This window comes from Bradyrhizobium australiense (assembly GCF_013114825.1).
Taxonomy (GTDB): domain Bacteria; phylum Pseudomonadota; class Alphaproteobacteria; order Rhizobiales; family Xanthobacteraceae; genus Bradyrhizobium; species Bradyrhizobium australiense.
Window position 1 is genome coordinate 545,219 of sequence record NZ_JAAVLX010000004.1, and the last position, 25,866, is coordinate 571,084.

General features: G+C 62.3%; 22 protein-coding genes. 6 read left to right on the forward strand and 16 right to left on the reverse strand.

All coding sequences use genetic code 11. The features are described 5' to 3' along the window. Positions 1-11 precede the first annotated feature (11 nt). Positions 12-1,871, forward strand: coding sequence for a glutaminase A (gene glsA / locus HCN58_RS14740; protein WP_171580077.1), 1,860 nt, complete (start codon positions 12-14; stop codon positions 1,869-1,871). Between the two features lie 172 nt (positions 1,872-2,043). On the opposite strand, the gene HCN58_RS14745 is transcribed toward glsA, so the two are convergent. Then, positions 2,044-4,377 (reverse strand): Tex family protein, encoded by a 2,334-nt coding sequence (locus HCN58_RS14745; protein ID WP_171580078.1) that lies wholly within the window; start codon positions 4,375-4,377, stop codon positions 2,044-2,046. Between the two features lie 226 nt (positions 4,378-4,603). Here HCN58_RS14745 and HCN58_RS14750 point away from each other — a divergent pair, with 226 nt between their 5' ends. After that, a complete protein-coding gene (locus HCN58_RS14750) occupies positions 4,604-5,860 on the forward strand; it encodes an Hsp70 family protein (protein WP_171580079.1) in 1,257 nt (418 codons plus the stop codon). A gap of 28 nt (positions 5,861-5,888) precedes the next feature. On the opposite strand, the gene HCN58_RS14755 is transcribed toward HCN58_RS14750, so the two are convergent. The 14 genes from HCN58_RS14755 to HCN58_RS14820 form a co-directional block, all read right to left on the reverse strand. Continuing rightward, positions 5,889-6,416, reverse strand: coding sequence for a carboxymuconolactone decarboxylase family protein (locus HCN58_RS14755; RefSeq protein WP_171580080.1), 528 nt, complete (start codon positions 6,414-6,416; stop codon positions 5,889-5,891). 523 nt (positions 6,417-6,939) lie between these two features. Continuing rightward, entirely contained in the window at positions 6,940-7,299 is a 360-nt protein-coding gene (locus HCN58_RS14760; protein WP_171580081.1) for a Zn-ribbon domain-containing OB-fold protein, read from the reverse strand. Next, positions 7,296-8,432, reverse strand: coding sequence for a thiolase family protein (locus HCN58_RS14765; protein WP_171580082.1), 1,137 nt, complete (start codon positions 8,430-8,432; stop codon positions 7,296-7,298). The genes HCN58_RS14760 and HCN58_RS14765 overlap by 4 nt, the downstream gene beginning before the upstream one ends. Before the next feature lie 130 nt (positions 8,433-8,562). Then, positions 8,563-9,729, reverse strand: coding sequence for an acyl-CoA dehydrogenase family protein (locus HCN58_RS14770; RefSeq protein ID WP_171580083.1), 1,167 nt, complete (start codon positions 9,727-9,729; stop codon positions 8,563-8,565). Positions 9,730-9,738: 9 nt separating this feature from the next. Continuing rightward, on the reverse strand, positions 9,739-10,941 hold the full coding sequence (locus HCN58_RS14775; protein WP_171580084.1) for a CaiB/BaiF CoA transferase family protein: 1,203 nt from the start codon (positions 10,939-10,941) through the stop codon (positions 9,739-9,741). Positions 10,942-11,063: 122 nt separating this feature from the next. After that, entirely contained in the window at positions 11,064-11,279 is a 216-nt protein-coding gene (locus HCN58_RS14780) for a hypothetical protein (RefSeq protein WP_171580085.1), read from the reverse strand. Positions 11,280-11,405: 126 nt separating this feature from the next. Then, a complete protein-coding gene (locus tag HCN58_RS14785) occupies positions 11,406-12,575 on the reverse strand; it encodes an acetyl-CoA acetyltransferase (protein WP_171580086.1) in 1,170 nt (389 codons plus the stop codon). Between the two features lie 55 nt (positions 12,576-12,630). Next, positions 12,631-13,281 (reverse strand): bifunctional 4-hydroxy-2-oxoglutarate aldolase/2-dehydro-3-deoxy-phosphogluconate aldolase, encoded by a 651-nt coding sequence (gene eda, locus HCN58_RS14790; protein WP_171580087.1) that lies wholly within the window; start codon positions 13,279-13,281, stop codon positions 12,631-12,633. Continuing rightward, positions 13,278-14,225, reverse strand: a complete 948-nt coding sequence (locus tag HCN58_RS14795) for a sugar kinase (RefSeq protein WP_171580088.1) — start codon at positions 14,223-14,225, stop codon at positions 13,278-13,280. The genes eda and HCN58_RS14795 overlap by 4 nt, the downstream gene beginning before the upstream one ends. 33 nt (positions 14,226-14,258) lie before the next feature. Next, positions 14,259-15,245, reverse strand: a complete 987-nt coding sequence (gene denD, locus HCN58_RS14800) for a D-erythronate dehydrogenase (protein WP_171580089.1) — start codon at positions 15,243-15,245, stop codon at positions 14,259-14,261. A gap of 49 nt (positions 15,246-15,294) precedes the next feature. Next, entirely contained in the window at positions 15,295-16,230 is a 936-nt protein-coding gene (locus HCN58_RS14805; protein WP_171580090.1) for a carbohydrate ABC transporter permease, read from the reverse strand. After that, positions 16,223-17,182, reverse strand: coding sequence for a carbohydrate ABC transporter permease (locus tag HCN58_RS14810; RefSeq protein WP_171580091.1), 960 nt, complete (start codon positions 17,180-17,182; stop codon positions 16,223-16,225). The genes HCN58_RS14805 and HCN58_RS14810 overlap by 8 nt, the downstream gene beginning before the upstream one ends. Before the next feature lie 123 nt (positions 17,183-17,305). Next, positions 17,306-18,625 carry an ABC transporter substrate-binding protein gene (locus tag HCN58_RS14815; RefSeq protein WP_171580092.1) on the reverse strand — a complete coding sequence of 440 codons (1,320 nt, stop codon included), beginning with the start codon at positions 18,623-18,625 and terminating at the stop codon, positions 17,306-17,308. A 55-nt stretch (positions 18,626-18,680) separates the two neighbouring features. Continuing rightward, entirely contained in the window at positions 18,681-19,748 is a 1,068-nt protein-coding gene (locus tag HCN58_RS14820; RefSeq protein ID WP_171580093.1) for an ABC transporter ATP-binding protein, read from the reverse strand. A 193-nt stretch (positions 19,749-19,941) separates the two neighbouring features. On the opposite strand from HCN58_RS14820, the gene gntR reads away from it, so the two are divergent. The 4 genes from gntR (at position 19,942) to HCN58_RS14840 (ending at position 24,798) form a co-directional block, all read left to right on the forward strand. Then, positions 19,942-20,973, forward strand: coding sequence for an HTH-type transcriptional regulator GntR (gene gntR / locus HCN58_RS14825; RefSeq protein ID WP_171580094.1), 1,032 nt, complete (start codon positions 19,942-19,944; stop codon positions 20,971-20,973). A gap of 180 nt (positions 20,974-21,153) precedes the next feature. Then, a complete protein-coding gene (locus HCN58_RS14830) occupies positions 21,154-22,974 on the forward strand; it encodes an IlvD/Edd family dehydratase (protein WP_171580095.1) in 1,821 nt (606 codons plus the stop codon). Between the two features lie 146 nt (positions 22,975-23,120). Beyond that, entirely contained in the window at positions 23,121-23,855 is a 735-nt protein-coding gene (locus HCN58_RS14835; RefSeq protein WP_171580096.1) for an SDR family oxidoreductase, read from the forward strand. A 196-nt stretch (positions 23,856-24,051) separates the two neighbouring features. Then, on the forward strand, positions 24,052-24,798 hold the full coding sequence (locus tag HCN58_RS14840; RefSeq protein ID WP_171580097.1) for an SDR family NAD(P)-dependent oxidoreductase: 747 nt from the start codon (positions 24,052-24,054) through the stop codon (positions 24,796-24,798). A 98-nt stretch (positions 24,799-24,896) separates the two neighbouring features. Here HCN58_RS14840 and HCN58_RS14845 read toward each other — a convergent pair whose 3' ends face one another. Beyond that, positions 24,897-25,811, reverse strand: a complete 915-nt coding sequence (locus tag HCN58_RS14845) for a DMT family transporter (RefSeq protein ID WP_171580098.1) — start codon at positions 25,809-25,811, stop codon at positions 24,897-24,899. Positions 25,812-25,866 lie beyond the last annotated feature (55 nt).

Genomic DNA, 25,866 nt, shown 5'->3' on the forward strand with positions numbered 1-25,866 from the left:
AAGAGGAGGCGATGAAGCAATCGCCTCCTCCGTTCACGACTGCTCCTGCTGCCTGGGCTAGCTCCAAGCCGCCTTTGCTGCGGTTCCTGAACGCCTGTCACACCGAATTCAGGCCCGAGACCGGCGGCGCGGTCGCCGATTACATCCCTGAGCTCGGCAAAGCCGACCCTGCCCATTTTGGCATCAGCCTCGCCACCCTCGACGGCCATGTCTACGAAGTCGGCGACACTCAGGTCCCCTTCACCATCCAGTCGATGTCAAAGCCCTTCGTGTTCGCGCTGGCGCTCGACACGCTGGGGGCAGCACGGGTCGAAAGCATCATCGGCGTCGAGCCCTCGGGCGATCCCTTCAACTCGATCCGCCTTAACGCCGAGAACCATCCGTTCAACCCGATGGTCAATGCCGGCGCGATTGCCTGCTCCGGTCTGATTTACGAGACCAAGGGCGACGCCGCGTTCGAGCATATCAGGCAGGCGCTGGGGCGATTTGCCGGGCGCGAACTCGACGTCGACGATGCCGTCTATGCTTCCGAAAGCGCGACCGGCGACCGCAACCGGGCGATCGGCTATCTCTTGCGCACCAATGCCGTGATCAAGGAGAACGTGGCCGCTGTGCTGGAGGTCTATTTCCGCCAATGCGCCATCCTGGTGACGGCACGTGATATCGCGGTGATGGCGGCGACGCTCGCCAATCGCGGCGTCAATCCCGTGACCGGCGAACAGGTGATGACGCCGTATGCCATCTCGCGCACGCTTTCTGTGATGACGAGTTCCGGCATGTACGATTATGCTGGAGAGTGGATCTACCGGATCGGCATCCCGGCCAAAAGCGGCGTCGGCGGCGGCATTCTCGCGGCGCTGCCGGCACGGCTAGGGCTCGCCAGCTATTCGCCAAAACTCGACAAGCACGGCAACAGCGTGCGCGGCATCAAGGTCTGCGAGGCGCTGTCGTCGCATTACGACCTGCATATGCTCAACCGCAGCGACGACGCCCGCACCAGCATTATCGCCGACTACGACATCGGCAACAGCCCATCGCGGCGCGTGCGGCGCGCGCAGGAGCAGAACATCCTGGCCGCCCACCGCCAGGACGTCCGCGTGATCGAGCTGATCGGAACGCTGTCGTTTTCCAATGTCGATTACGTCTCGCGCCAGCTGGCGGCCAAGCCGCGCCCGCAACTGATCATTTTCGACCTCCGCCGCGTCACCGCCATGACCCGCGCCGGCGCCCGCCTGCTGGCCGAGGAATTCCGCGAGCTCGCCGCGCACCACGTCACGGTGATTCTGTCCGGCATCAGGCGCACCTCGCCGGACTGGAAAATGATCGCCGAATGGACCGAAGGTCTCACCAATATCCGCAACTATTACCTGCTCGACGCCGCCATCGAATGGGCGGAAGACCAGCTCGTCTATCGCTACGGCGGCGCCATCGATTTCTTCGAGGCGACCGAACTCTCCGAGCAATCGCTCCTGACGGGATTGACAGAGGAGGAATTGACCGATCTGGCCGCGCTTGCATCAATCAGGACCTATCAAACCGGCGAGAAGATCATCTCCGCTGGCGGTCCTGCCGCGTCGCTGTTCTTCTTGCGGAGCGGCGCAGTCCACGTCACCCTGCCCGACGGGGTGAGGCTGGCGACGTTGACGGCAGGAATGCCCTTTGGCGAAATGGCGCTGTTGGAGCCGCACCGCTCGGCCGACGTGCTGGCCGACATGGCCGCGACCGCGTACGAAATCGCGCTGCGCGATTTCGAGCATTTCCGGAAACAGCATCCGCGCGCCGGCGAGCGCATCATGCGCAATCTCGCGCAGTTGCTGGCCGATCGGCTGATCCTCGCAAACGCCAAGCTGGATTTGCTGACGGCGGGTTAGGACTGAGTCTCCTGTGTCCCGGACGCGGTGCAGCGTGAAGCGCTGCTCCGCAGAGCCGGGACCCACCGTGCCGCATTATGGACCCCGGATCAGCAGCGCACCGCTCCGAGCTGCGCAGCATCCGGGGAACGCCGGCCGGATGCCCAATGCCGAGTGGTTAGCCTCTGTGCTGCTACCCCACTTTGCCCCGCCCGTTCTTTTCCGCGGCGCGGCGGAGCGCCTCGGCCAGCGCGCCGCCCTGCTCCTGCGGCTTGCGCGGCGACGACGATGTCATCGACGCCTTGGAATACTCGCGCATCTTGCTATCCGACAGTTTGGGGCCCTTGTCGCCGATTTCGTCGTCGAGCCGCAGCGTCAGCGCGATGCGCTTGCGGGCGACCTCGACCTCCAGCACCTTGACCTTGACGATGTCGCCGGGCTTCACCACCTCGCGCGGGTCTTTGATGAAGTTCTTCGACATCGCCGAGATGTGCACCAGCCCGTCCTGGTGCACGCCGATGTCGACGAAGGCGCCGAACGCCGCGACGTTCGTGACGGTGCCTTCCAGGATCATGCCGCGCTTGAGATCCTTGATCTCCTCGACGCCCTCCTTGAACACGGCGGCCTTGAACGCCGGGCGCGGGTCGCGGCCGGGCTTTTCCAGTTCGCGCAGGATGTCGGTCACCGTCGGCAGGCCAAAGGTTTCGTCGACAAAGGCTTGCGGCTTCAACTGGCGCACGACATCGGCATTGCCGATCAGCGCCTTGATGTCGCTCTTGGTCGCTGCGAGAATCCGGCGCACCACCGGATAGGCTTCGGGATGCACGCCGGAGGAATCCAACGGGTCTTCGCCATTGTTGATGCGCAGGAAACCGGCGCATTGCTCGAACGCCTTTGGTCCGAGCCGCGGCACTTCCTTCAGCTCTTTCCGGGACTTGAACGGCCCGTTGGCATCGCGATGCTGCACGATACTCTGCGCGAGCCCTGCGCCGATACCCGACACCCGCGCCAGCAGCGGGGCAGAAGCGGTATTGGCATCGACGCCGACGGCGTTGACGCAATCTTCGACCACGGCATCGAGGGAACGCGCCAGCTTGGCCTCGCCGAGGTCGTGCTGGTACTGGCCGACGCCGATCGCCTTCGGATCGATCTTGACAAGTTCGGCGAGCGGGTCCTGGAGACGCCGCGCGATCGACACCGCGCCGCGCAAGGTGACGTCGAGCTCCGGCAGCTCTTCCGACGCAAAGGCCGAGGCGGAATAGACCGAGGCGCCGGCCTCCGACACGACGATCTTCGACATTTTCAGATCCGGCAGCAGCTTGACCAGCTCGGTCGCCAGTTTGTCAGTCTCGCGCGAGGCGGTGCCGTTGCCGATCGCGATCAGATCGACGCGATGAGTGACGGCGAGTTTGCCCAGCGTCGCGAGCGCTTCGTTCCATTGCCGCTGCGGCTCATGCGGATAGATCGTCGTGGTCGCCACCACCTTGCCCGTCGCATCGACGATCGCGGTTTTCACACCGGAGCGGTAGCCGGGATCGAGCCCCATGGTGACGCGTGCGCCGGCGGGCGCCGCCAGCAGCAGGTCGCGCAGGTTTGAGGCAAAGACGCGCACGCCCTCGGTCTCGGCAGCCGTCCACAACCGCATCCGCAGGTCGATGTTGAGATGCACCTGGATCTTGGTGCGCCAGGCCCAGCGCGCGGTCTCCACCAGCCAGCGGTCGCCCGGGCGCTTCTGATCGGTGATGCCAAAGCGCTGCATGATCTTCAGTTCATAGGCGCTGGGGACTCCGGCCTCCGGCACATTCGCCTCGGGCTGGATCTGCAGCTCCAGAATTTCTTCCTTCTCGCCGCGGAACAACGCGAGGATGCGATGTGACGGCAGCTTGTGCAGCGATTGGTTGAAATCGAAATAGTCCTTGAACTTCTCGCCTTCGAGCTTCTTGCCCTTGCGCACCGCCGATATCATCAGCGCGCTGGTCCACATCTCCTCGCGCAGCCGTCCGATCAGGTCAGCGTCCTCGGCGAATCGCTCCACCATAATGGCGCGGGCGCCTTCGAGGGCGGCTGCGACATCAGGCACCTGCTTTTCGGCGTCGACGAAGCCCGCCGCCACAACCTGCGGATCGTTTTGCGGCTGATTCAGCAACAGCTCCGACAACGGCTCGAGGCCGGCTTCCTTGGCAATTTCGGCCTTGGTGCGGCGCTTAGGCTTGAACGGCAGGTAGATGTCTTCCAGGCGGCCCTTGGTATCGGCCGCCATGATCTGTGCTTCCAACGCGGCGTCGAGCTTGCCCTGCTCGCGGATGGAATCAAGGATCGCTACGCGGCGCGCCTCGAGCTCGCGCAGATAAGTCAGGCGCTCTTCCAGGGTGCGCAACTGCGCATCGTCAAGCCCCCCGGTGATTTCCTTGCGGTAACGCGCCACGAACGGCACCGTGGCGCCGCCGTCCAGCAGTTCGACGGTTGCCGCGATCTGCTCCTCGCGGACGCCAAGCTCTTGCGCAATCTGTCGATTGATATTTGCCACGCGACCTCTTTCCAAAGCCGTTTGCGGCGGGACGACCGGCCGCGGGGACGCCGCTTATGGACCATCTCGGAGCGATTTTTCAACCCGCCGCACGAAAGAAATTGATCTGTGGATCGGTACTGTCGGTCAACAATGGCCGTGCGGGATTCGCAGGGAAACCACGCCGAGATAGGGTGGATTGATGACCTTGTAATGTGTAAACGGGCGCTCCCTCCCGGAGCCTCCCATGTCGATCTGCGGTCTTGATTTCGGAACGTCGAACACGACGCTCGGCACTATCGATGGCCGGGCGCCGGTTCTGGTGGCGCTGGAGGCGGCGCACAGCACGATTCCCAGCGCGATCTTCTATGAGGCGGATGGCGGCGTTCTGATCGGCCGCAGGGCCATGCAAGCCTATGTCGAAGGCACGGCAGGCCGCCTGATGCGCAGCCTCAAATCGGTGCTCGGCACCTCGCTGATCGAGGAAACCACCCGGCTCGGACGTGCGCGGATCAGCTTTCGCGATGTGATTGCCTATTACCTCGGCGCGGTCAAACGTCGCGCAGAACAGGCCACGGGCCGCCAACTGCGCCATGTCGTCCACGGCCGCCCCGTTCATTTCGTCGACAATGCGCCGGACGCCGATCGCAAGGCGGAGGCAACCCTGCAATCGATTGCGCAAGGAATCGGTTTCGACGAAGTCACGTTTCAGTTCGAACCGATTGCCGCGGCTCTGGACTATGAGCGGCAAATCACTTCCGAGGAACTCGCATTGATCGCCGATATCGGCGGCGGCACGTCGGACTTCTCGATCGTGCGCCTGGGTCCCGAACGCCACGGCAAAGCCGATCGTACAGCCGATATTCTCGCCAATGACGGCGTGCGCATCGGCGGCACCGATTTCGACCGTCAGCTCAGCCTTGGCGTGGTCATGCCGCTATTCGGATTTCGCAGCGCCATGAAGCGCGCCGGGCTTGACGTGCCGTCGAGCTATTTCCACGACCTCGCCACCTGGTCGAACATCAACCGCATGTATGAACCGCGCGTGATGGTGGATATCCGCCAGGTGCGGCAGCAGGCGGCCGAGCCGGAACTTCTCGACCGACTGATCCGCGTGGTGCACGAACAGCGCGGCCATACGCTGGCAATGGAAGTCGAAGACGCCAAGATCGCCCTGTCCGAGAAGCGCCGGGCAGAAATTCCGCTGGAGTGGGTTGCCCCCGGTCTCAGCGCGGAGATCGGCTGCACTGACCTCGTCAGCCATACCAGGCAGTTGGCCGATCGCATCGCGGCGCGCATCAGGAACTGCCTCGTTCAGGCAAGACTGACCGCTGAAGATATCGACTCCGTATTCCTGACCGGCGGCTCGGTAAAACTCGCGCACGTCCACAAGGCGATCACCCAGGCCGTGCCGTCAGCCCGCATCGTTGAAGGCGACATCTTCGGCGCCGTCGGCAAGGGACTGACGCTGGAGGCAATACAGCGATACGGGCCTGCGAATTGAGATCAGCGGTTCACGAAACGACCGCTGCTCACCCCACCACTTCCGTCACCGGCTGCATGTCGATGGCAAAGGTTTCCAGAAACTTCGATGTCATGATGTAGAAGCCGACCGAAAGCTGCAGTTCGACCAGCGCGCCCGGCGTCAGTTTGGCGGCAATCGCATTGAAGGTCGCGTCCGCCGGCTTGTGACGCTTGACGATTTCGTCGGTAAAGGCGAGTGCGGCGCGCTGCACGTCGTTGAAGCAGGTTGCCGCCTGCCAATTCTCCAGCGCCTCGTTCTGCTCGTCGGTCACGCCGACGTTCTTGCCGATTCGCTTATGGGCGATGATCTCGTAAGGCGCCTCGCACAGGATGCCGGTGCGGGTGATGGCGAGCTCGCGCACGATCGGGTCCAGTTCGCCCTTGTGCCTGATCGCTCCGCCCAGCCGGCAGTATTGTTCGAGGTAGCTCGGCGAGTGCGCCATCATCCGGAAGATGTTCGCATTGCGGTTTTTGCCGAGCAGTTCGCGGGTGCGATCGTTGTGCTTGGCAGGATCGCTGTATTCGATGCGGGCCATTCATCACCTTGGGGCTTGGATTTTCTGATTTGCTGACAGGGAGATCATGCACTGCAGCAGGGAGCCGATCAACCGTCGAAACGCTGCGGTCGCGGGTTGGCCTACGCTCAAGCCATCAAACACGCTCTAAAAAACTCCCTTTCTCGTGCACAAACCGGCTGCGAGCGAGCCAAATTGCCGCCTCAATGCTGGTCGATTCTCAGGACTGTCGATATTCGCTGAGTGGGGACTCAAAGGAGCGAATACTCGTCGCGGGGTGTTCCGAGTAAAACCAAACTGAGCTCATCAGGCCTTCACGGGCAAGGATGACTCATGCCCAAGTCTAGGGAGTTAGGCATGAAGGAAGCCACCAGGAAGGCGGCCTCGGAAGCACTTGCGCAGATGCTGGCGGTAACAGCGATGCTCGTCATCGCCAGCGTTGTGTTCTACTGGCACTGAATGTTGACGCGTCGAAGCACTCAGATTTTTCACCCGTTCCGCGTAATTCTGGGTTGCTTCGCTGCGTGAGCATTTTTTCTGAAACTCACTTGGTCTTCTCGAAATATGGGACCAGCCTTCCCACAAACGGTCGATAGCTCGCGGTAACGAAATCGCCGATCGCGAGATCGTTGTCGCCATGGGCCATCATGCGAAAGCCCTCGGCCGCATCGACCAGCACGATATTGTAGGGGACATGCGCGCGCGTCTCAGGTGTCGCGGCGCGGCACACCAGTGACGTCGCATAGACCGTCGCTCTGCCGCTGGCGCGCTTCTCTACCGGATCCGGCGCACCACAGGCGGCACAGAAGCTGCGGTGGAAATATTGCGCCGTCCCGCAGACACCGCAGGATTGATAGACGATGGCCTCTGCGCCGTTGGTCCAGTCAGGGAGTTTGTCGGTCATCGAACCCGCTCCAGAAACATGCTGACGTGTGACGACAGCACGCCGCCGTCGCCATGCAACAGCGCGATCGAGGCATCGCGGACCTGCCGAACGCCGGCACGCTCGGTCATCTGCAGATGCGTCTCGACCAGATGCGCCATCGCACCGCCGACGCCGCAATGGCCGTAGCTTAAGAGACCACCATGGGTATTGAGCGGCATGGCGCCGTCGCGACCGAAATACCCTGCCTGCACCCGCGCGGCCGCCTCGCCGCGCCCGGCAAGGCCGAGGTCTTCCAGCAGCATCGCCAGCGTAATGGTGAAGCTGTCATAGACCGCGGCGTAGCGCACGTCCGATATCGCGAGGCCGGACGCAGCCTTCGCCTTGGCGATCGCGATCTCCGCGCCGAGTTCGCTTAAAGCTGGCGCCGCCGTGACGTGCTGATGGGTATGCGCCTGCGCGCAACCGCGCACGCGAATGGCGGCCGAGCCGGTCGGTTCGCGGCTGACCACGAACGCGGCGCCGCCATCCGACACCGGACAGCAATCCAGCAGCTTGAGCGGCATCGCCACCGGTTTCGAGGCCATCACATCGGCGACGGTGATCGGCTCATGGAACTGCGCGCCAGGATGCATCACGGCGTGGGCGCGCATCAGAACCGCGAATTCGGCGAGATCTTCCTGGGTGACGCCATATTCGTGCATGTAGCGCGAGGCGACGAGGCCGTAATAGGCGGGGATCGTCGGCCCCAGCGGTACTTCGTAATCAGGATGGCCGACCTGCGCCAGCGCCTGGATCGAGGCATCCCGGCTCTGCCCGGTGAGACGGTTTTCGCCGCTGACCACCAGCACGTGCTTGGCGACGCCGGTGTCGACCAGCTGATGCGCCAGCATGGTCATGGCAAGGCCGGTAGCGCCGCCGACCTGCACGGCATGTGCGTAGGACGGCTGGATGCCAAAATGCTCGGCGAACACGGTCGCGAGCATGATGTGCGGCGAGACCGTCGAATAGCCGCAAAGAATGCCGTCGAGCTCGGATCGCTTCAGCCCGGCATCGGCAATGGCGAGCTCGGCGGCTTTACTCATGAGATCGAGCGACGACGAGCGTTCGTGTTTGCCGTAGGAGGTTAGTCCGACGCCGGTGATGAAGCTCATGGTTCTCTAACCACGTTGAATGTCGTCATTCCGGGATGGTCCGATGGACCAGACCCGGAATCTCGAGATTCCGGGTTCGCGTCTTCCACGCGCCCCGGAATGACGTGGCGGAGAGATCCCATTCCCATCCTCAATACGACTTGGGCAGCCCCAGCACCTTCTCGGCGATAAAGCTGAGAATGAGCTGCGGACTGATCGGCGCGATGCGCGGAATGAGCGATTCCCGCAAATAGCGCTCGACGTGATATTCCTTGGCGTAGCCGAAGCCGCCATGCGTCATCACCGCCTGCTCGCAGGCGTGGAAGCCGGCCTCGGCCGCGAGATATTTCGCGGCGTTGGCGGCCGGCCCGCATTGCATACCCTGGTCGTACTGCCAGCCGGCCGAGAGCACCATCAACCACGCGGCTTCCAGCTCCATCCAGTTCTTCGCCAGCGGGTGCTGGATGCCCTGGTTCATCCCGATCGGACGGTTGAACACGACGCGGTTCTTCGCATAGGCGGCGGCCCGCGACAGCGCGACCTGGCCGAGGCCCACCGCTTCGGCTGCGATCAGGATGCGCTCGGGGTTCATGCCGTGCAGGATGTATTCGAAGCCGCGGCCCTCTTCGCCCAGGCGATCCTCGACCGGGATTTCAAAATTCTCGAAAAACAGCTCGTTTGAATCGACGGGCTTGCGGCCCATCTTTTCGATCTCGTGCACGGTGACGCGTTTCTTGTCGAAATCCGTGTAGAACAGGCTCAAGCCGTGGGTCGGGTTCTTCACCTCTTCCAGCGGCGTGGTGCGCGCCAGCAGCAGGATCTTGTTGGCGACTTGTGCCGTTGAAATCCAGACCTTCTGGCCGTTGACGACATATTTGTCACCCTTGCGCACCGCGCGGGTTTTCAACTGCGTGGTGTTTAGTCCGGTGTTAGGTTCAGTCACGGCGAAGCAGGATTTGTCCCGGCCGTCGATGATCGGCGGCAGCATGCGCGTGCATTGCTCCTTGGTGCCGAACACGACGACCGGATTGAGCCCGAACACGTTCATATGCACGGCGGAGGCGCCGGACATCCCGGCGCCCGATTCCGAAATAGTCCGCATCATAATCGCAGCGTCAGTGATGCCTAACCCCGATCCGCCATATTCCTCGGGGATGCAGATGCCGAGCCAGCCGGCATCCGCCAGCGCGCGGTGGAAGTCGGCGGGGTAGCCGCCCTCCTTGTCCTTCTTCAGCCAATAGGCATCGTCGAAACGCGAGCAGATTTTCCCGACCGCGTCGCGGATCGACTCCTGGTTCGCCGACAGCGCAAAATCCATGTCTGCGTCCTATGTGTTTGGCACGGCCTTGGTGACGCCATCGCGCACCAGGCTTGCGATCTCGTCGGGCGTAAAGCCAGCTTCTTGCAGGATTTCGACGCTGTGCTCGCTGAGGCGCGGCGCCAGCCGCTTCGTCTCGACCGGCGTTTCGGAAAATCGCGCCGACGGCCTCATGTTGCGGATGCGGCCCTCGGTCGGATGATCAACAACCGGGAAGAAGTTCGTCGCGACAATGTGGGGATCGCCGAGCAGGCTTTCGAGATCGTGCATCGGCATGACCGGCACGTCCGCCTTCTCCAGGATGGCAGACCATTCGGCGGTGGTCTTGGTCTCAAGGATGCGCGCCAGCTCGGCATAAACAGCGTCGATATTGGCGGCGCGGCCAGCGAAGGTCGCAAATTTTGGGTGGACGCGAAGATCGTCACGCCCGGTGGCATCGAAGAAATTCTGCCACTGCTTGTCGTTGTAGACGATCACGCAGATATAGCCGTCGGAAGTCTTGTAAGGCCGGCGATCCGGCGACAGATGACGGGCATAGCCGCCCTTGTCGAGCGGCGGCTCATAAGTGAGCCCGCCCATGTGGTCGCCCATCACGAAACCGGCCATGGTTTCGAACATCGGAATATCGACGCGCTGGCCGCGCCCGGTACGGTTACGATCGACGAGACTGGCACAGATCGCGCCCACCGCGGTGAGCCCGACGATACGGTCGACCAGCGCATTGGGCACGTAGCGCGGCACGCCATCAGCAGTCTGCGCCATCAGCGCCGGCAGTGCGGTCGCGCCCTGGATCAGATCGTCATAGGCGGGTTTTGCGGCATAGGGCCCGTCTTGGCCGAAGCCAAACACGCCTGCGTAGATCAGGCGCGGATTTACTTCCGACACCACGTCGTAGCCGAGGTTCAGCCGCGCCATCGCCTGCGGGCGCACATTATAGACCAGCACGTCGGCGGATTTGATCAGCCGCAGCACGGCGTCACGCCCCGCCGGCTTCTTCAGATCGAGGCAGATCGAGCGCTTGCTGCGGTTGGTGTTGAGAAACACCGGCCCCATGCCGGGATGGCGGGTCGGCCCGATCTGCCGCGTCACGTCCCCGTCCAGCGATTCAATCTTGATCACGTCGGCACCGTAATCGCCGAGCATCTGGGTGGCATAGGGCCCCATCAGCACGGTCGTCATGTCGATGACCTTGATGCCCGCCAACGGTCCCATGGATTAGCCTTGCTCCCGATACGCGGCCATCTCCGGTCGCATAATTGTCTGCGAACCAAGTAACGGCAGGCGCTTACGAATATCAAGGCGCGCCCAGCGTATGGGCGTATGCGCGATAGCGGCTATTTCTTCGATGGTTCTTTCTTGGACCTGGCGTCGCGTTCCCGGGTCAGCCGTTCCAGCTCTTCATTCTGCTGGCTGAGGCGATCGGCGATGCGCGCTTCGTTCCGTTCGCCGGAGGCGGCGGCAGCCTGTTCGATTAACTGGCGGATGTTGTCTTCCAGAATCCTGATCCGGTTGTTCAGTTCCGCCTCTGACATCGAACTTTCGTTGCTCATGATGCACGCTCCGGAAAACTGTAGGGTGGGCAAAGCGAAGCGTGCCCACCAGCCCATCTCACGGCACTAATGGTGGGCGGGGGCGCAAGCGCGCCTTTGCCCACCCTACGGTAGCACGTTTCGCGGTTACTTCACGGGCTCCAGCACGGATACGTAGTTCGCCACCGCCGCGCCGCCCATATTGAAGATGCCGGCAAGTTTTGCATTCTTCAGCTGCATGCCCTCGGGCGCCTGGCCGACGAGCTGCATCGCGCTCATCACATGCATGGAGACACCGGTGGCGCCGATCGGGTGGCCCTTGGCTTTCAGACCGCCGGATGGATTGACCGGCAGCTTGCCGTCCTTCTGCGTCCAGCCTTCCTTGATGGCGCGGGCACCCTGTCCGCGCGGCGTCAGCCCCATCGCTTCATATTCGATCAGTTCGGCAACCGTGAAGCAGTCATGGGTTTCGACGAAAGAGAGATCGGAGAGCTGAACGCCGGCCTGCGCCAGCGCGCGCTGCCAGGCCACCGTGCAGCCTTCGAACTGCAGAATGTCGCGCTTTGACATCGGCAGGAAATCCTGCGCATGCGCGGTAGCGCGGAAGTTCACCGCCTTGCCCATCGTCTTCGCAGTTTCAGAATCCGTCAGCACCAGGGCTGCCGCGCCGTCCGACACCAGCGAGCAGTCGGTGCGCTTCAGGGGGCCGGCGACATAGGGATTCTTCTCGCTCTCGGAGCGGCAGAATTCAAAGCCAAAATCCTTGCGCATCTGCGCATAGGGGTTGGCGACGCCGTTCTTGTGATTCTTGGCCGCGATCATGGCCAGCGCATCCGACTGGTCGCCGTATTTCTGGAAGTAACCTTGCGCGATCTTGCCGAACACGCCGGCAAAGCCGCCGACGGTCTCGCCATCCTCGGGCAAATAGGACGCCTTCAGCAGGTAGCGCCCAATATCAGCCGAGGGGGTCCGCGTCATCTGCTCGACGCCGACCACCAGCACGATCCTGGCCGCGCCCGAGGCGATCGCACGGATACCCTGGTGTACCGCCGCCGAACCGGTGGCACAGGCATTTTCCACCCGCGTGGCCGGCTTAAAGCGTAATTTCGGGTCGGCCTGCAGCACCAGCGAGGCGGTAAAATCCTGCGGCGAAAAGCCGGCATTGAAATGCCCGAGCACGATCTCGTCGACGTCTTCGGCTGATATGCCGGCGTCGGTCAGCGCATCGGTCGCAACCTTGACCACGAGGCTCTCGACGGTTTCCGCGTCGAACTTGCCGAACGGCGTGTGCGCCCATCCGACGATGCTGGCTGTCATGGTCGTTCTCCCTGTTCCGGTTCTGAAGCCTTTGTACCCTATCAGGAAAAAGACTTCACGCCGGTTTCAGCGATTTCATGGTCCGCGCGCACATGGCGGTTATGCCGGCCCAGTTACCGGAGCGGATATCGGCCGCCGGGCACAGCCAGGAGCCGCCCACCGCCACGACATTCGGCTCCGCCAGCCAGGATGCGGCATTGGCCTCTCCGATGCCACCGGTCGGGCAGACCCTGATACTCGGAAACGGCCCCGCCAGCGCCCGAAGTGCCTTGATACCGCCGGACTGTTCCGCTGGGAAGAATTTAACGATGTCGAAGCCGGCCGCCAGCGCCTGCATCAGCTCGGAAGCGGTCGCGACCCCCGGGGCAAACGGCAGGTCGGTTCCAGCAGCAGCCTTCAAAAGCTCCGGCGTCGCACCCGGGCTGATGCCGAATTTGGCCCCGAGTGCCTTCGCCCTTGCGAGATCGTCGGCGTTCAGGATCGTACCGATGCCAACGATTGCTTCCGGCACCTCTGATATCATGGCCTTGGCGGCGTCAGCGGCGACCGGCGTCCGCAGGGTGACCTCCAGCACACGCACCCCACCCGCAACCAGCGCGCGCGCAAGTGGCACCGCGTCCTCGAACCGCTCGATCGTGAGCACGGGGATGACGATCGCGGACTTGAAGATGGCGGCGAGTTTTTCCTGCCGGGAAGCTGCGGTCATGGCGATGCCTTGTGAGAGGTAGCGGGAACCATACCGGGCGGCATCGCCGCACGCGGGATGATCGCCCCAGGATGGCATACCACAACCCCGGCGAGGCGGTGTCCCGCCCGCGCGGCTTCGATCGGGTCCGCGCCCAGAAGGCGCGCGGCAACGTAGGCAGCGGCAAAACTGTCGCCGGCCGCCGTGGTATCGACGACGGGCGCTTTCAGCGGCTCGGCCTTCACTGGATGAAGTGTGCCCTGAATACGAAGAAGGCTCGCCGGCTCCGAAAGCTTCAACACCACCTCCGCGCCCGGAATCCGCGCCAGCAAGGCGTCATTGCTTTCGCCGGGATAGAGCGGCAGCAGGTCCTCGGTGGACGCCAGCACGATATCGGCTGCGGCAAAAGCCTCCTGGAAAACGGAGCGCGCGACGTCGAGATCGGGCCAACCGCGGGCGCGGAAATTAGTGTCGAAGGCGAAACGGGCTCCCAATTCACGCGCACGCTTCAGCGCCGCAAACAGCCGCGCCCGGCCTTCCCCGCCGTAAAGCGACAGCGTGATCGCCGAGAGATAGATGGTGTCGTAATTCGACAGGGAACTCAGGACATCCGGCGTCTGCGGCAAATCCATCAGGCTGCGCGCGGCGGCGCTGTCGCGCCAGTGGAAGAACCGGCGTTCACCTTTGTCGTCGGTCTCGATCATATAGAGACCGGGCAGCTTGCCCGGTAGCCGCGCCACGCGCGCTGTGCCGACGCCTTCCGCCGCCCAACCTGCTATCATCTCGTCGCTGAGCGTATCGTCGCCAAGCGCGGTGATGTAGTCGGCGCCGACACCGAGGCGGGCGAGATAGACGGCGGTGTTAAGGGTATCGCCGCCATAGCCGCGCGAATACAGGCCAGCCTTAGTCCCTTGGGCCTGCTTCAGCTCGATCATGCATTCGCCAATGCAGGCTACTCTGCTCATAACCGCATCCGCGCGACTTAGCGTGAGACAACGTCAGGCCGCAAACTTGCCGCCAAGCTCATCCTCGATGTGGATGCGAATGATGTCGTCGAACGTCTTTTCCGCGGTGGTGAAGCCGAGCTTCAACGCCCGGTCGGTGACGAAATCGCGCGGCCAGCCGCTGACAATACCGATGATGGTCGGATCGGGCACGCGCTTGATGCGCGCCGTGACGTTCTTGCCAGCGACGCGGTCGAGCGCTGCGATCTGTTCGCCGACCGTTACCGATAGGCCGGGCATGCTGAGGTTACGCCGCGGTCCCATCGCATTGAGGTCCATGGTGCCGGCGTGGATCAGAAAGCCGACCGCCGATTTCGGCGAGGCGTGCCAGTGCCGCACATCCTCGGATACCGGCAGCACCGCCTCCTCACCCGCGAGCGGCTCGCGGATGATGTTGGAGAAGAAGCCAGAGGCCGCCTTGTTCGGCTTGCCCGGCCGCACGCAGATCGTGGGCAGGCGGATCGAGATGCCGTCGAGCAGGCCCTTGCGCGTGTAGTCGTTGATCAGGAGTTCGCAGATCGACTTCTGCGTGCCATAGCTGGTCAGCGGTGTATGGAAGAATTCGTCGCCGATCTTTTCCGGAAACGGCGCGCCGAACACCGCGATCGAGGACGTGAACACCAGCCGCGGCTTGTAGCCGCCGCCGGCGTGGCGGATGGCATCGATCAAGTATCGCGTACCGTCGAGATTGATCCGGTAGCCCTTGTCGAACTCGGCCTCGGCCTCGCCGGACACGATCGCGGCGAGGTGAAAGATCACCTCCGGCCGATGCGCGATCAGCGGTTCCGCCGCGCCGGGATCGGCAAAGTCGGAGGCCACGACGCTGATCGGGATCGACGCGTTTGCGGGCTTGGCGGGCACCACTACGTCCTGCAGGGTCATGCGGGTGATGTCGTGCTTGCCGAGGCGGCCGTCGCGCAACAGCCGTTCGGTCAGCTTGCGGCCCACCATGCCGGCGGCGCCGAGAATCAGAATGTGCAAGACCCGTCTCCTTTTTGAACCCTGTTATCAGACCCGGGCCTTAAAGCGCTCACTCTTTCACGGCTCCCGTCATGGCCGACACATAGTGCTCGACGAAGAAGGCGTAAAGGATAACGAGCGGCAAGGAGCCCGCCAGCGCGCCCGCCATCAGCGAGCCCCAGCGGTAGATGTCGCCGTCGACGAACTCGTTGACGATCGCGACCGGCACCGTCTTGTTGGAGGTCGATTGCAGGAAGGTCAGCGCATAGATGAACTCGTTCCAGCACAGCGTGAAGCAGAAGATGAACGCCGAGATCAGGCCCGGGATCGCCAGCGGCAGCACGATCTTGATCAGGATCTGCCAGCGGCTGGCGCCGTCGATCAACGCGCATTCCTCCAGTTCGAACGGGATGGTTTTAAAGTACCCCATCAACAGCCAGGTCGAGAACGGGATCAGGATGGTCGGATAGGTCAGGATCAGCGCCAGCGGCGAATCGAACAGGCCGTACTGGAACACCACGGTCGCCAGCGGAATGAACAGGATCGACGGCGGCACCAGATAGGCCAGGAAGATCAGGCCGCCGACCAGGTTGGCACCCTTGTAACGGAGCCGGACGATGGCATAGGCGGCGAGCACGCTCGCGATGATCGACAGGATGGTGGCGCAAACCGCGACATACATCGTGTTCCAGAGCCAGTAGGGATAATAGCTCTCGAACAGCAATTTGTAGAAATGCTTGAAGGTAGGATTCCAGGTCCAGAACGGACTATAGGTTTCCATATCGAGCAACTGCTCGTCAGGCTTCACCGACGTCAGCGCCATCCAGTAGAACGGAAAAAGCAGGACGATGACGATGATCGAGAGCGGCAAATAGAGCGTCACCAGCCGGCGCGGTACCGACTGCAGATAACTCATGCCTTCGCTGTGATCGTCTTTCGCAACTGTCGGTGCCGAGCCCGACAGCACGCCTTTGATATCGAGGGATCTGGTGGGCAGGTCAGTCATTGTTTTCTCCCTGCTGCCACTTGCGCCGCTGCAATCCGAACCACGAAATCATGATGGCCGCGAGCAAGAACGGGATCATGGCGCTGGAAATCGCAGCGCCCTCGCCCAACTGCCCCGCGATGATCGCGCGCTGATAGGACAAGGTTGCCATCAGGTGGGTGGCATTGACCGGGCCGCCGCGCGTCATCGCCCAGATCAGCTGGAAGTCGGTAAAAGTGAAAAGCACCGAGAACGTCATCACGACAGCGATGATCGGCGTAAGCAGCGGATAGGTAATGTGGCGGAACACCTGCCAGCGGGTGGCGCCGTCCAGAGTGGCGGCTTCATAGAGCGACGGCGACACGGTCTGCAGGCCGGCCAGCAACGTGATCGCGACAAACGGCACACCGCGCCAGATATTGGCAAAGATCACGCAGATCCGCGCCCAGGTCGTATCGCCGAGGAAATTGATGTTCTGGCTGATGATGCCGAGGTGCTTCAGCGACCACGAAATGATCGAGAATTGCGAATCGAAAATCCACCAGAACGCCAGCGCCGACAGCACGGTCGGGACGATGAAGGGGATCAGCACCAGCGCGCGCAGCATCGCCTTGAACGGCATGTTCTCGTTCAACAGCAGCGCCAGATAGAGCCCTATGCCGAATTTGATCGCGCTGGCGACGAATGTGTAGAGAAGGGTGTTGAAGACCGAGAGCCAGAAGATCGCGTCGTCCCATAGCCACTCGTAATTCTCGGTACCGATATAGTGGCCGACGCGGCCGATCCGGGTGTCGGTGAACGAAAGCCAGATGCCGAGACCAAGCGGATAGGCCAGGAAGAAGATCAGGAACGCCAGCGCCGGCACCATGAACCAGAAGCCCAGCCAGTTACGGTTGTGCTTGAGCTGGTCCCACGCGCTGGCCTCGCGGATTTCCGTCTTGGCGCGTCTTGGCGCGATTGCGATGTCAGCCATGCCTGATGTCCCGATTACGTCTTTGCACTGCGCATGTATCTGCCGGAAAGCCGCCCCCCTGCTTTTCCGGACTACGCCTGTAGTGACGGAGCGGACGACGGCACCGTCGTCCGCTCCGGTTCGTCAGCGATAAATACGCTTCAATTGCCGCTCGGCTTCCGCGACCGCGGTCTTGGCATCCTTGGCACCGGTGCAGTAGTTGGCGAACATGTCGACCACGATGAAGTCGGCGATCGCAGTCGCCGCCTTTTCGCCGGGCGTACCGATGCCCGAAGCCGGAAGCGCACGTTTGCTCGCTTGGGCAAATACCGCATTCTTCGGGTCCGCGGTCCACACCGGAGCCGAGTCGTAGGCGTTGAGTGTGTGTGTCAGATATCCGCGCGCGCCCGAAAGCCACTTCTCGTAGTTTTCCTTTTCCAGCATGAAGGCGGTAAAGGCCTTCGCCGCGTTCGGATATTTGGTGAAGTTGAACGCCAGGATCGGAACGCAGAGCTGCAGTTCGGTCGGCTTCCCGATCGGACCGACCGGCCACAGCGCGTGGTAGGTGTCCTCGGCGATATCCTTCTTGCTCGCGTCGTCCTTGGCGGCGACGTAGATCGAGATACCGTTGGACGTGCAAAACAGCTCGCCCGCGAGAAAAGCCTTGTTGTTCGAGGAGTCGTTCCAGGACGCCACGCCTGGAATGAAGGTCTCGGACAGCGCCTTGCAGTATTCCAGTGCCTTGACTGTCTCCGGCGAGTTGATGCTCACCTTGTCGTTCTTGTCGACGGTCCAGGCGTTGTGGCCCCAGAGGATCCAGTGCAGCCACGCATTGGCGTCGCCGGAGGCGTGGCCAAGCGCGAAGCCGGCCGGGGTGTTATTGGCCTTCATCGCTTTGCACATTTCAAGGAATCCCGGGAAGTCCTTCGGGAACTCCTTGAAGCCGGCCTTGTCGGTCGCCGACTTGCGATAGGTCATGTAGCCGCCGACGGTGGCTACGGGAATGCCGAGCCAGTCGTTGCCCTGCTTGCAGGTAACTGCGGCCGCTTCGGTCCATCCGCCATACTTCTTGCCGAGATAATCGGCAACGTCGTTCATCTTCAGGACCTTGGTCGGGAAGAGCTGCGGCAGCGTATGCAGGCCCCAAGCCATGTCGAGACCCGAGCCGGTGTTGGCGGCAACGGACGCCTTCGGCTGCACGTCCTCGAACGACTCCGAGAACACGTTCATTTCGGTGCCGGTCGCGGCCTTGAACGCGGCGACCATTGCGTTGAATGCATCGTCCTCCGCCGGCACGAAGCGCTTCCAGCGCATCACGGTGAGTTTGGCGCCCTGCTCCGCCTTCCACGGCGAGGCCTGCGCCCAGGCCTTGGCGAAATCGAGCAGTGCCGGTCCGGTCAGCGCGCCGGCGGCTGCCAGCGCGGTGCCGCCTTGAAGCAGAGAGCGGCGGGTAAAGTCTTGCATGGTCCATCCTCCCTTTGAGTATTTTTTGGTTGTTGCTCAGCCCATTAGTTATTGCTCAGCCATTCAGTCGCTTGCCCGTCGTCTCGTCGAACAGATGCACGAGCGACGGATCCGGCTTGAGCCGGACCTTGTCGCCCGGACTGAATTGATGCCGCTCGCGGAATACGGCGACCACCTGCTCTCCGCCGAGCTTGGCGAAGACCTGGGTTTCCGATCCCGTCGGCTCGACCACGACGATCTCAGCCTCGGCGCCGTCATCGGCGATGGTGAAATGCTCGGGCCGCACGCCATAGACAGCCGGCTGGCCGTCGGAATTGGCTGGTGCCGTCGCTAGCGGCAGCTTGACCCCGTTCGGGCCTTCGAACCCGGCGCTGCCGTTCGACTTCACCTTTCCTTTAAGGAAATTCATCGCCGGCGAGCCGATGAAACCCGCAACGAACTGGTTCGCCGGACTGTCGTAGAGTTCGAGCGGGGTGCCCATCTGCTCGACGATGCCGTCATGCATCACCACGATCTTGTCGGCCATCGTCATGGCCTCGATCTGGTCGTGGGTAACATAGACCGTCGTGGTCTTGAGCCGCTGATGCAGTTCCTTGATCTCGGTGCGCATTGCCACGCGCAGCTTGGCGTCGAGGTTGGACAAGGGCTCATCGAACAGGAACACTTGCGGGTCGCGCACGATGGCGCGGCCCATAGCGACGCGTTGGCGCTGGCCGCCCGACAATTGCCGGGGATAGCGGTCGAGCAACGGGGTCAGCGCAAGGATTTCTGCGGCGCGCTTGACGCCGGTCGAGATTTCCTCGGGCTTGGCGCCGCGCAGTTTGAGCGAGAAGCCCATATTGTCGGCGACCGTCATGTGCGGATAGAGCGCATAGTTCTGGAACACCATGGCAATGTCGCGCTCTTTGGGCTGGACATTGTTGACCACGCGATCGCCGATCGAAATCGTGCCGGAGGTGATGTTTTCGAGGCCTGCGAGCATCCGCAGCAAGGTCGACTTGCCACAGCCGGAGGGGCCGACGAGCACGACGAACTCGCCATCCTCGATCGGAATCGACACGCCGTGCAAAACTTCAAAGTTTCCGAACGACTTGCGCACGTCGCGAATCTGTACCGACGACATCGAACTCTCTCCCCTCATGTTCTGTTTTGTGGCGCCACAGACGGGCGACGACGCCATGCTGTCTTTTCGACTCTAATGCCGGAAGCCGAATTCAACGGTCATTATCATCCGCAGTTTGGCGGCTTTTAGCAATCCGATGGTAGCGCTGTCAATAATTGTTCAAACGTCTAATCCGTTGTGATATGAGCGCAAGATGGGACGAAAACAGACAAAGTCTGGCAAAATCCGCCTCACCGAGGTCGCCAAGCTCGCTGGCGTCAGTCCAATCACGGCATCGCGTTTTTTCAGGAACCCCGAAGCGCTGTCGTTGAGCAAGCGGGAACGCGTCGACAGCGCTGTGAAGGAACTGGGTTATGTGCCCAATCTCGCCGCGCGCGCCCTCGCCTCGCACCGTACCGAAGTAATCGGCGTCGTCATTCCTTCTCTTACCAACAACGTGTTCGCCGACGTGTTGCGCGGCATCTACGATTCTTCCGAAGGTAGCCGCTACACCATTCAACTTGCCAATACGCGCTACAGCATCCTGCAAGAGGAAAAGCTGCTGCGCCTGTTTCGGGCACAGAAGCCCGCAGGATTGATCGTCACCGGCATCAATCAGACCGCGGAATCGCGCGCCATCCTGGAATCGATGAATTGTCCGGTCACGCAGATCATGGAGATCGGCGATAGTCCGGTCGACATGATGGTGGGCTTTTCGCATTATGACGCGGCTTCTGCGGCGATTTCGCACATCCTCGAACAGGGGCGCCGCCGCATCGGATTTCTCGGCGCGCGAATGGACCCTCGCGTGCAGCGGCGATTCGAAGGGTATCGCGATGCCATGAAGGATGCCTCTCTGTTCGACCCGAACCTCATCGTCACCACGTCAGTGCCGACGACCGTCACGCTTGGCGGAACACTGTTTGCTGACCTGCTGGCGCAGGCGCCTGACATCGATGCCGTCTTCTGCGTCAACGACGATCTTGCGCTCGGCGTCCTGTTCGAATGCCAGCGCCGCCAGATATCGGTTCCCGGCGATTTGGCCATTGTCGGCTTCAATGACCTGGAATTCACGGCCTCCGCGGTCCCCTCGCTCTCCAGTGTGCGAACCAATCGCTATGAAATGGGCCGGCACGCCGTCACAATGGTGATCGAGTCAATCGAGGGGCGTCGCCCGCAGGAGCCAATTCTCGACCTCGGTTTTCAGTTGATGGTCCGTGAGAGCTCCACGCCGCAAAGCGTTTGATGTCGACGCCCAGCATGAATCGAGCCACAAGAAAAATGGTAGCGCTATCTTTTCCGCCGAACTAAGATCGTGCTGCTCAAATGAAGACGGGCAAGCGCGTTGCAGCCGGTGAAATTTTCGGCATCGTGGATCGTTGCCGTGATTTAAGCCGGCCACGCGTTTGCAGTGCGGGAGGAACCAATGAAAAAGAACGACAACAAGATTGCCAGCAATGGCAAAGGCCGGAAACTACGTTCCCTCGAGTGGTTCAACAACCCGCATAATCCGGGAATGACCGCGCTCTATCTCGAGCGCTACCTCAATTACGGCCTGACCCGGGAGGAATTGCAATCCGGCAAGCCGATCATCGGCATCGCCCAGACCGGCAACGACCTCTCCCCGTGCAACCGCCACCATCTCGAACTGGCGCATCGCGTGCGCGAGGGCATTCGGGCCGCCGGCGGCATCGCCATGGAATTCCCAACGCATCCGATCCAGGAGACCGGCAAGCGGCCGACGGCCGCACTCGACCGCAACCTCGCCTATCTCGGCCTGGTCGAAGTCCTGTTCGGCTATCCCCTCGACGGCGTCGTGCTGACCACCGGCTGCGACAAGACCACGCCGGCCTGTCTGATGGCCGCGGCGACCGTCAATCTGCCCGCCATCGTGCTCTCGGGCGGTCCGATGCTGAACGGCTGGTTCAAGGGCGAGCGTACTGGTTCAGGCACGATCGTCTGGAAAGCGCGGGAGATGCTTGCCGCGGGCGAGATCGATTACAACGCTTTCATTGAAATCGTGGCGTCCTCGACCCCGTCCGTCGGCCACTGCAACACCATGGGCACCGCCTCGACCATGAATTCGCTGGCGGAAGCGCTCGGCATGTCGCTGCCGGGCTGCGCGGCAATCCCGGCGCCGCACCGCGAGCGCGGCCAGATCGCCTACGAGACGGGAAAACGGATCGTCGAAATGGTCTGGGAGGATCTCAAGCCCTCCGACATCCTGACCCGCAAGGCGTTCGAGAACTGCATCGTGGTGAATTCGGCGATCGGCGGCTCGACCAACGCACCGATCCATATCAACGCGCTGGCGCGGCATATCGGGGTCGAGCTCTCGATCGACGACTGGCAGAAACATGGCCACGACATCCCGCTGTTGGTGAACATGCAGCCGGCCGGCTTCTATCTCGGCGAGGAATATCATCGCGCCGGCGGCGTGCCGGCGGTGGTGCGCGAATTGATGGCGCACAAGCGCATCCATGAGGACGCCGTCACGGTCAATGGCCGCAGCATCGGCGAGAACTGCCGAGAGGCGCCAAAGCCCGACGGCGACGTGATCTGGAGCTACGACAAGCCGCTGGTGAAGGATGCGGGCTTCCTGGTGCTGCGCGGCAACCTGTTCGATTCCGCGATCATGAAGACCAGCGTGATCTCCAAGGAGTTCCGCGAACGCTATCTCAACAACCCCAAGGACCCGAACGCATTCGAGGGACGGGCGATCGTGTTCGAGGGTCCCGAGGATTATCACGCCCGGATCGACGACCCCGCGCTCAACATCGACGAGCACTGCGTGCTGTTCATCCGCGGCGCCGGGCCGATCGGCTATCCCGGCGGCGCCGAGGTCGTCAACATGCAGCCGCCGGCAGCGCTGATCAAACGCGGAATCCTGTCGCTGCCCTGTATCGGCGACGGACGGCAGTCCGGCACCTCGGGTTCGCCGTCGATCCTTAACGCCTCGCCGGAAGCCGCCGCCGACGGCGGGCTGGCGATCCTGCAGACCGGCGACAAGGTTCGCATCGATCTCAACAAAGGCGATGCCAACATCCTGATCACCAGCGACGAACTGAAGAAACGCCGCGCCGAACTGAAGGCAAAGGGCGGCTTTCCCTACCCGGCCCACCAGACGCCGTGGCAGGAACTGTATCGCTCGACCGTGGGACAGCAGGCCACCGGCGCCTGCATGGAGCTTGCCACGCGATATCAGAATATTGCCGGCACCGTCGGCGTGGCGCGGGACAATCATTAAGCAGACGCCCTAATTGCGAGCGGAGCAACTTGTCCGCCCAAGCCTTGGCGAAGGCGGAAGCAATCCACCCTCCACACGGGAATACATGGATTGCTTCGTCGCTACGCTCCTCGCAATGACGAAAGAGGAACAAGGAGAAGAAAAAAATGTCAGATCGCCTGAAGGGCAAGCGCGCATTCGTCACCGCGGCGGCCGTGGGAATCGGCCGCGCCTGTGCGGTGGCTTTTGCGCGTGAAGGAGCGAGCGTATTCGCCACCGACATCGACGAAAGCAAGCTCGCCGCGCTGAAGAGCGAAGGCATCGCCGAAGTGGCGAAGCTCGACGTGCGCGACAGCGCAGTGGTCGCCGCCATGGCCAAACGCGCCGGCAAGACCGACATCCTGCTCAACGCCGCAGGCTTCGTGCACCACGGCACCGTGCTGGATTGCTCCGATGAAGACTTTGATTTTTCGTTCGACCTCAACGTCAAGTCGATGCACCGCACGATCCGCGCGTTCCTGCCTGGCATGCTGGAGACAGGCCGCGGCGCGATCGTGAACATCTCTTCCGCGGCGGGCGTGTTCAAGGCCGCGCCGAACCGCTACGTCTATGGCGCGACCAAGGCTGCCGTTGCGGCGCTGACGCGCTCGGTCGCCACCGACTTCATCAGCAAGGGTATCAGGTGCAACTGCATCTGCCCCGGCACCATCGAGACACCGTCGATGCTGGAGCGCGCAGCCGCCGCCGGTCCCAACGGGCGCGAGATGTTCATTGCCCGGCAGCCGATGGGACGGCTCGGCACCGCCGAGGAGATCGCCTCGCTCGCCGTCTATCTCGCCAGCGACGAAAGCGCGTTTACCACCGGCGTCGCCCACGTCATCGACGGCGGCTGGACGCTGTGATTTTAACCTCTCCCCGTCCTTTTGCGGGGAGAGGTCGGAAACTTGGCCGGGTGAGGGGCAAAGCAGGACGTCTCCGCGCAAATGTCGCCTGCCGAATTTGCGGAAAGCAGCCCCTCACCCCAGCCCTCTCCCCGCGAAGAGCGGGGCGAGGGAGCAGACCGTCGGCGCGGCAAGATTAGACTGAGAGGAAATATCCATGAACAAGATCGATTTGAACGGCCGCTGCGCTGTCGTCACCGGCGGAGCGCAGGGTTTTGGCCGCGCCATCGCTGAACGCTTCGTCGCGTCGGGTGCGAAGGTCGCGATCTGGGATTTTGACCTGCCGCTCGCGGAAAAGACCGCCAAGGAAATCGGCCCGGCGGTCTCGGCATTCGAGGTTGACGTATCCGAACTCGCCGCCGTCGAGAATACCCGCGACGAAACGCTGAAGGCGCTCGGCAAGATCGACATCCTCGTCAACAATGCCGGTATCGCCGGCGTCAACGCGACCGTGTGGGAAACCGACCTCGAAGAGTGGCGCAAGGTCCTGCGCATCAATCTCGACGGCCCGTTCATTTGCTGCAAGGCGGTGGTGCCTGTGATGCTGCAGCAAAAATACGGCCGTATCGTCAACATCGCTTCCATCGCCGGCAAGGAAGGCAATCCCAACGCCGCGCATTACTCGGCCTCGAAGGCCGGCCTGATCGCGCTGACCAAGTCGCTCGGCAAGGAACTCGCGCAGCATGATATCCTGGTCAATGCGGTGACACCCGCGGCGGCGAAAACCGCGATCTTTGACCAGCTGACGCAGCAGCACATCGATTTCATGCTGTCGAAAATTCCGAAGGGGCGTTTTGTCCTGGTGGAAGAACTCGCGGCAATGGTGGCGTGGCTGGCGTCGGAAGATTGCGCGTTCTCGACGGGTGCGGTGTTCGATATTTCGGGCGGCCGGGCGACGTACTAGAGCGTTTTCAAGCGAAGTGGAAACCGGTCGCGTCAAGAAAACGCGTCAAAACCAAGAATCTAGAGCCCGGTTCTGATTCAATCAGAACCGAAAAGGCTCTAGTCAATCGGCACTCGGGACAATCGCGTTGCCGGTGCAGGAGGCCGGCCCGAGGTCGTCGCGATCCAGATGCCCGCGAAGACTGTCACGATGCCGGCAACAAGATTCCAGCTGAGCGGTTCGTCCAGCAATGCCGCGCCCACCAGCGACGCGGTGATCGGATTGACGGTGACCGAGATCGCGACACGGGTCGGCGTTGTGCGCGCCAGCGCGAAAGCCCATAGATAAAAAGTCAGCGCGCTGCCGAAGGCACCGAGATAAATGGCAGCCAGCCATTGCGGGACCTCAAAAGCTGCGACGGGCGCAAAACTGCCGCGCCAGTATGAGATCAGGACAAGACACACAGCCCCGACGCCCATGGAACCGGTCGTGAAGGAAATTGGCCCGGAGCGAGCAATGAATGGCTTGGACCAGATGCTGTAGAGCGCCATGCAGAGAGCCGCGGCGATCATCAGCAAATCGCCGCGCCAGGCCCCCGGAGGCGCTGAAGCAAGGTTCGACAGAAGCGCCAGGGCGACTCCAAGCGTTGCGATCACGACACCGATCGATTTGCGTACCGTAAGAGCCTCGCTGCCGAGCACGGCTCCCACTACCATCGTCAGCAACGGAAGCGTCGACAAGGCAAGGGCGCCACGCGCCGCTGTCGTGAAAATCAGAGACGCATTGAACAGGATCGGGAACAGGGCGAAGTACAGCACGCCCAAGCCTGCGACGTTCAACCAGTCGGGGCGCCGCGGCCACTGCGCGCCTTGCAGAAGGACCGCCGGCAGCAACAGCAGAAAACCGATGCCGAAGCGAAACGAACCGGTCGCCAACGGATCAATTGCGTTCACCAAATAGCGCGTTGCCCCGATCGAAGTCCCGCCCAGGCCGCTCGATAGGACCGCCGCCAACACACCCGATGCCTCGCTCATACACTTCCCCTTACTTGCGGGCACCGTAGGGAAAGTCTAGTAATCAAGAAATGGA

Bases quoted from the DNA above. Each gene is read 5' to 3' on its own strand.
- HCN58_RS14750 (WP_171580079.1), top strand. From the start codon at position 4,604: ATGTCGATCTGCGGTCTTGATTTCGGAACGTCGAACACGACGCTCGGC.
- HCN58_RS14835 (WP_171580096.1), top strand. From the start codon at position 23,121: ATGTCAGATCGCCTGAAGGGCAAGCGCGCATTCGTCACCGCGGCGGCC.
- HCN58_RS14770 (WP_171580083.1), bottom strand. From the start codon at position 9,729: ATGGATTTTGCGCTGTCGGCGAACCAGGAGTCGATCCGCGACGCGGTC.
- HCN58_RS14840 (WP_171580097.1), top strand. From the start codon at position 24,052: ATGAACAAGATCGATTTGAACGGCCGCTGCGCTGTCGTCACCGGCGGA.
- HCN58_RS14765 (WP_171580082.1), bottom strand. From the start codon at position 8,432: ATGAGCTTCATCACCGGCGTCGGACTAACCTCCTACGGCAAACACGAA.
- eda (WP_171580087.1), bottom strand. From the start codon at position 13,281: ATGACCGCAGCTTCCCGGCAGGAAAAACTCGCCGCCATCTTCAAGTCC.
- HCN58_RS14820 (WP_171580093.1), bottom strand. From the start codon at position 19,748: ATGTCGTCGGTACAGATTCGCGACGTGCGCAAGTCGTTCGGAAACTTT.
- gntR (WP_171580094.1), top strand. From the start codon at position 19,942: ATGGGACGAAAACAGACAAAGTCTGGCAAAATCCGCCTCACCGAGGTC.
- HCN58_RS14815 (WP_171580092.1), bottom strand. From the start codon at position 18,625: ATGCAAGACTTTACCCGCCGCTCTCTGCTTCAAGGCGGCACCGCGCTG.
- HCN58_RS14760 (WP_171580081.1), bottom strand. From the start codon at position 7,299: ATGACCGACAAACTCCCTGACTGGACCAACGGCGCAGAGGCCATCGTC.
- HCN58_RS14780 (WP_171580085.1), bottom strand. From the start codon at position 11,279: ATGAGCAACGAAAGTTCGATGTCAGAGGCGGAACTGAACAACCGGATC.
- HCN58_RS14845 (WP_171580098.1), bottom strand. From the start codon at position 25,811: ATGAGCGAGGCATCGGGTGTGTTGGCGGCGGTCCTATCGAGCGGCCTG.
- HCN58_RS14775 (WP_171580084.1), bottom strand. From the start codon at position 10,941: ATGGGACCGTTGGCGGGCATCAAGGTCATCGACATGACGACCGTGCTG.
- HCN58_RS14805 (WP_171580090.1), bottom strand. From the start codon at position 16,230: ATGACTGACCTGCCCACCAGATCCCTCGATATCAAAGGCGTGCTGTCG.
- glsA (WP_171580077.1), top strand. From the start codon at position 12: ATGAAGCAATCGCCTCCTCCGTTCACGACTGCTCCTGCTGCCTGGGCT.
- HCN58_RS14755 (WP_171580080.1), bottom strand. From the start codon at position 6,416: ATGGCCCGCATCGAATACAGCGATCCTGCCAAGCACAACGATCGCACC.
- HCN58_RS14785 (WP_171580086.1), bottom strand. From the start codon at position 12,575: ATGACAGCCAGCATCGTCGGATGGGCGCACACGCCGTTCGGCAAGTTC.
- HCN58_RS14810 (WP_171580091.1), bottom strand. From the start codon at position 17,182: ATGGCTGACATCGCAATCGCGCCAAGACGCGCCAAGACGGAAATCCGC.
- HCN58_RS14830 (WP_171580095.1), top strand. From the start codon at position 21,154: ATGAAAAAGAACGACAACAAGATTGCCAGCAATGGCAAAGGCCGGAAA.
- HCN58_RS14795 (WP_171580088.1), bottom strand. From the start codon at position 14,225: ATGAGCAGAGTAGCCTGCATTGGCGAATGCATGATCGAGCTGAAGCAG.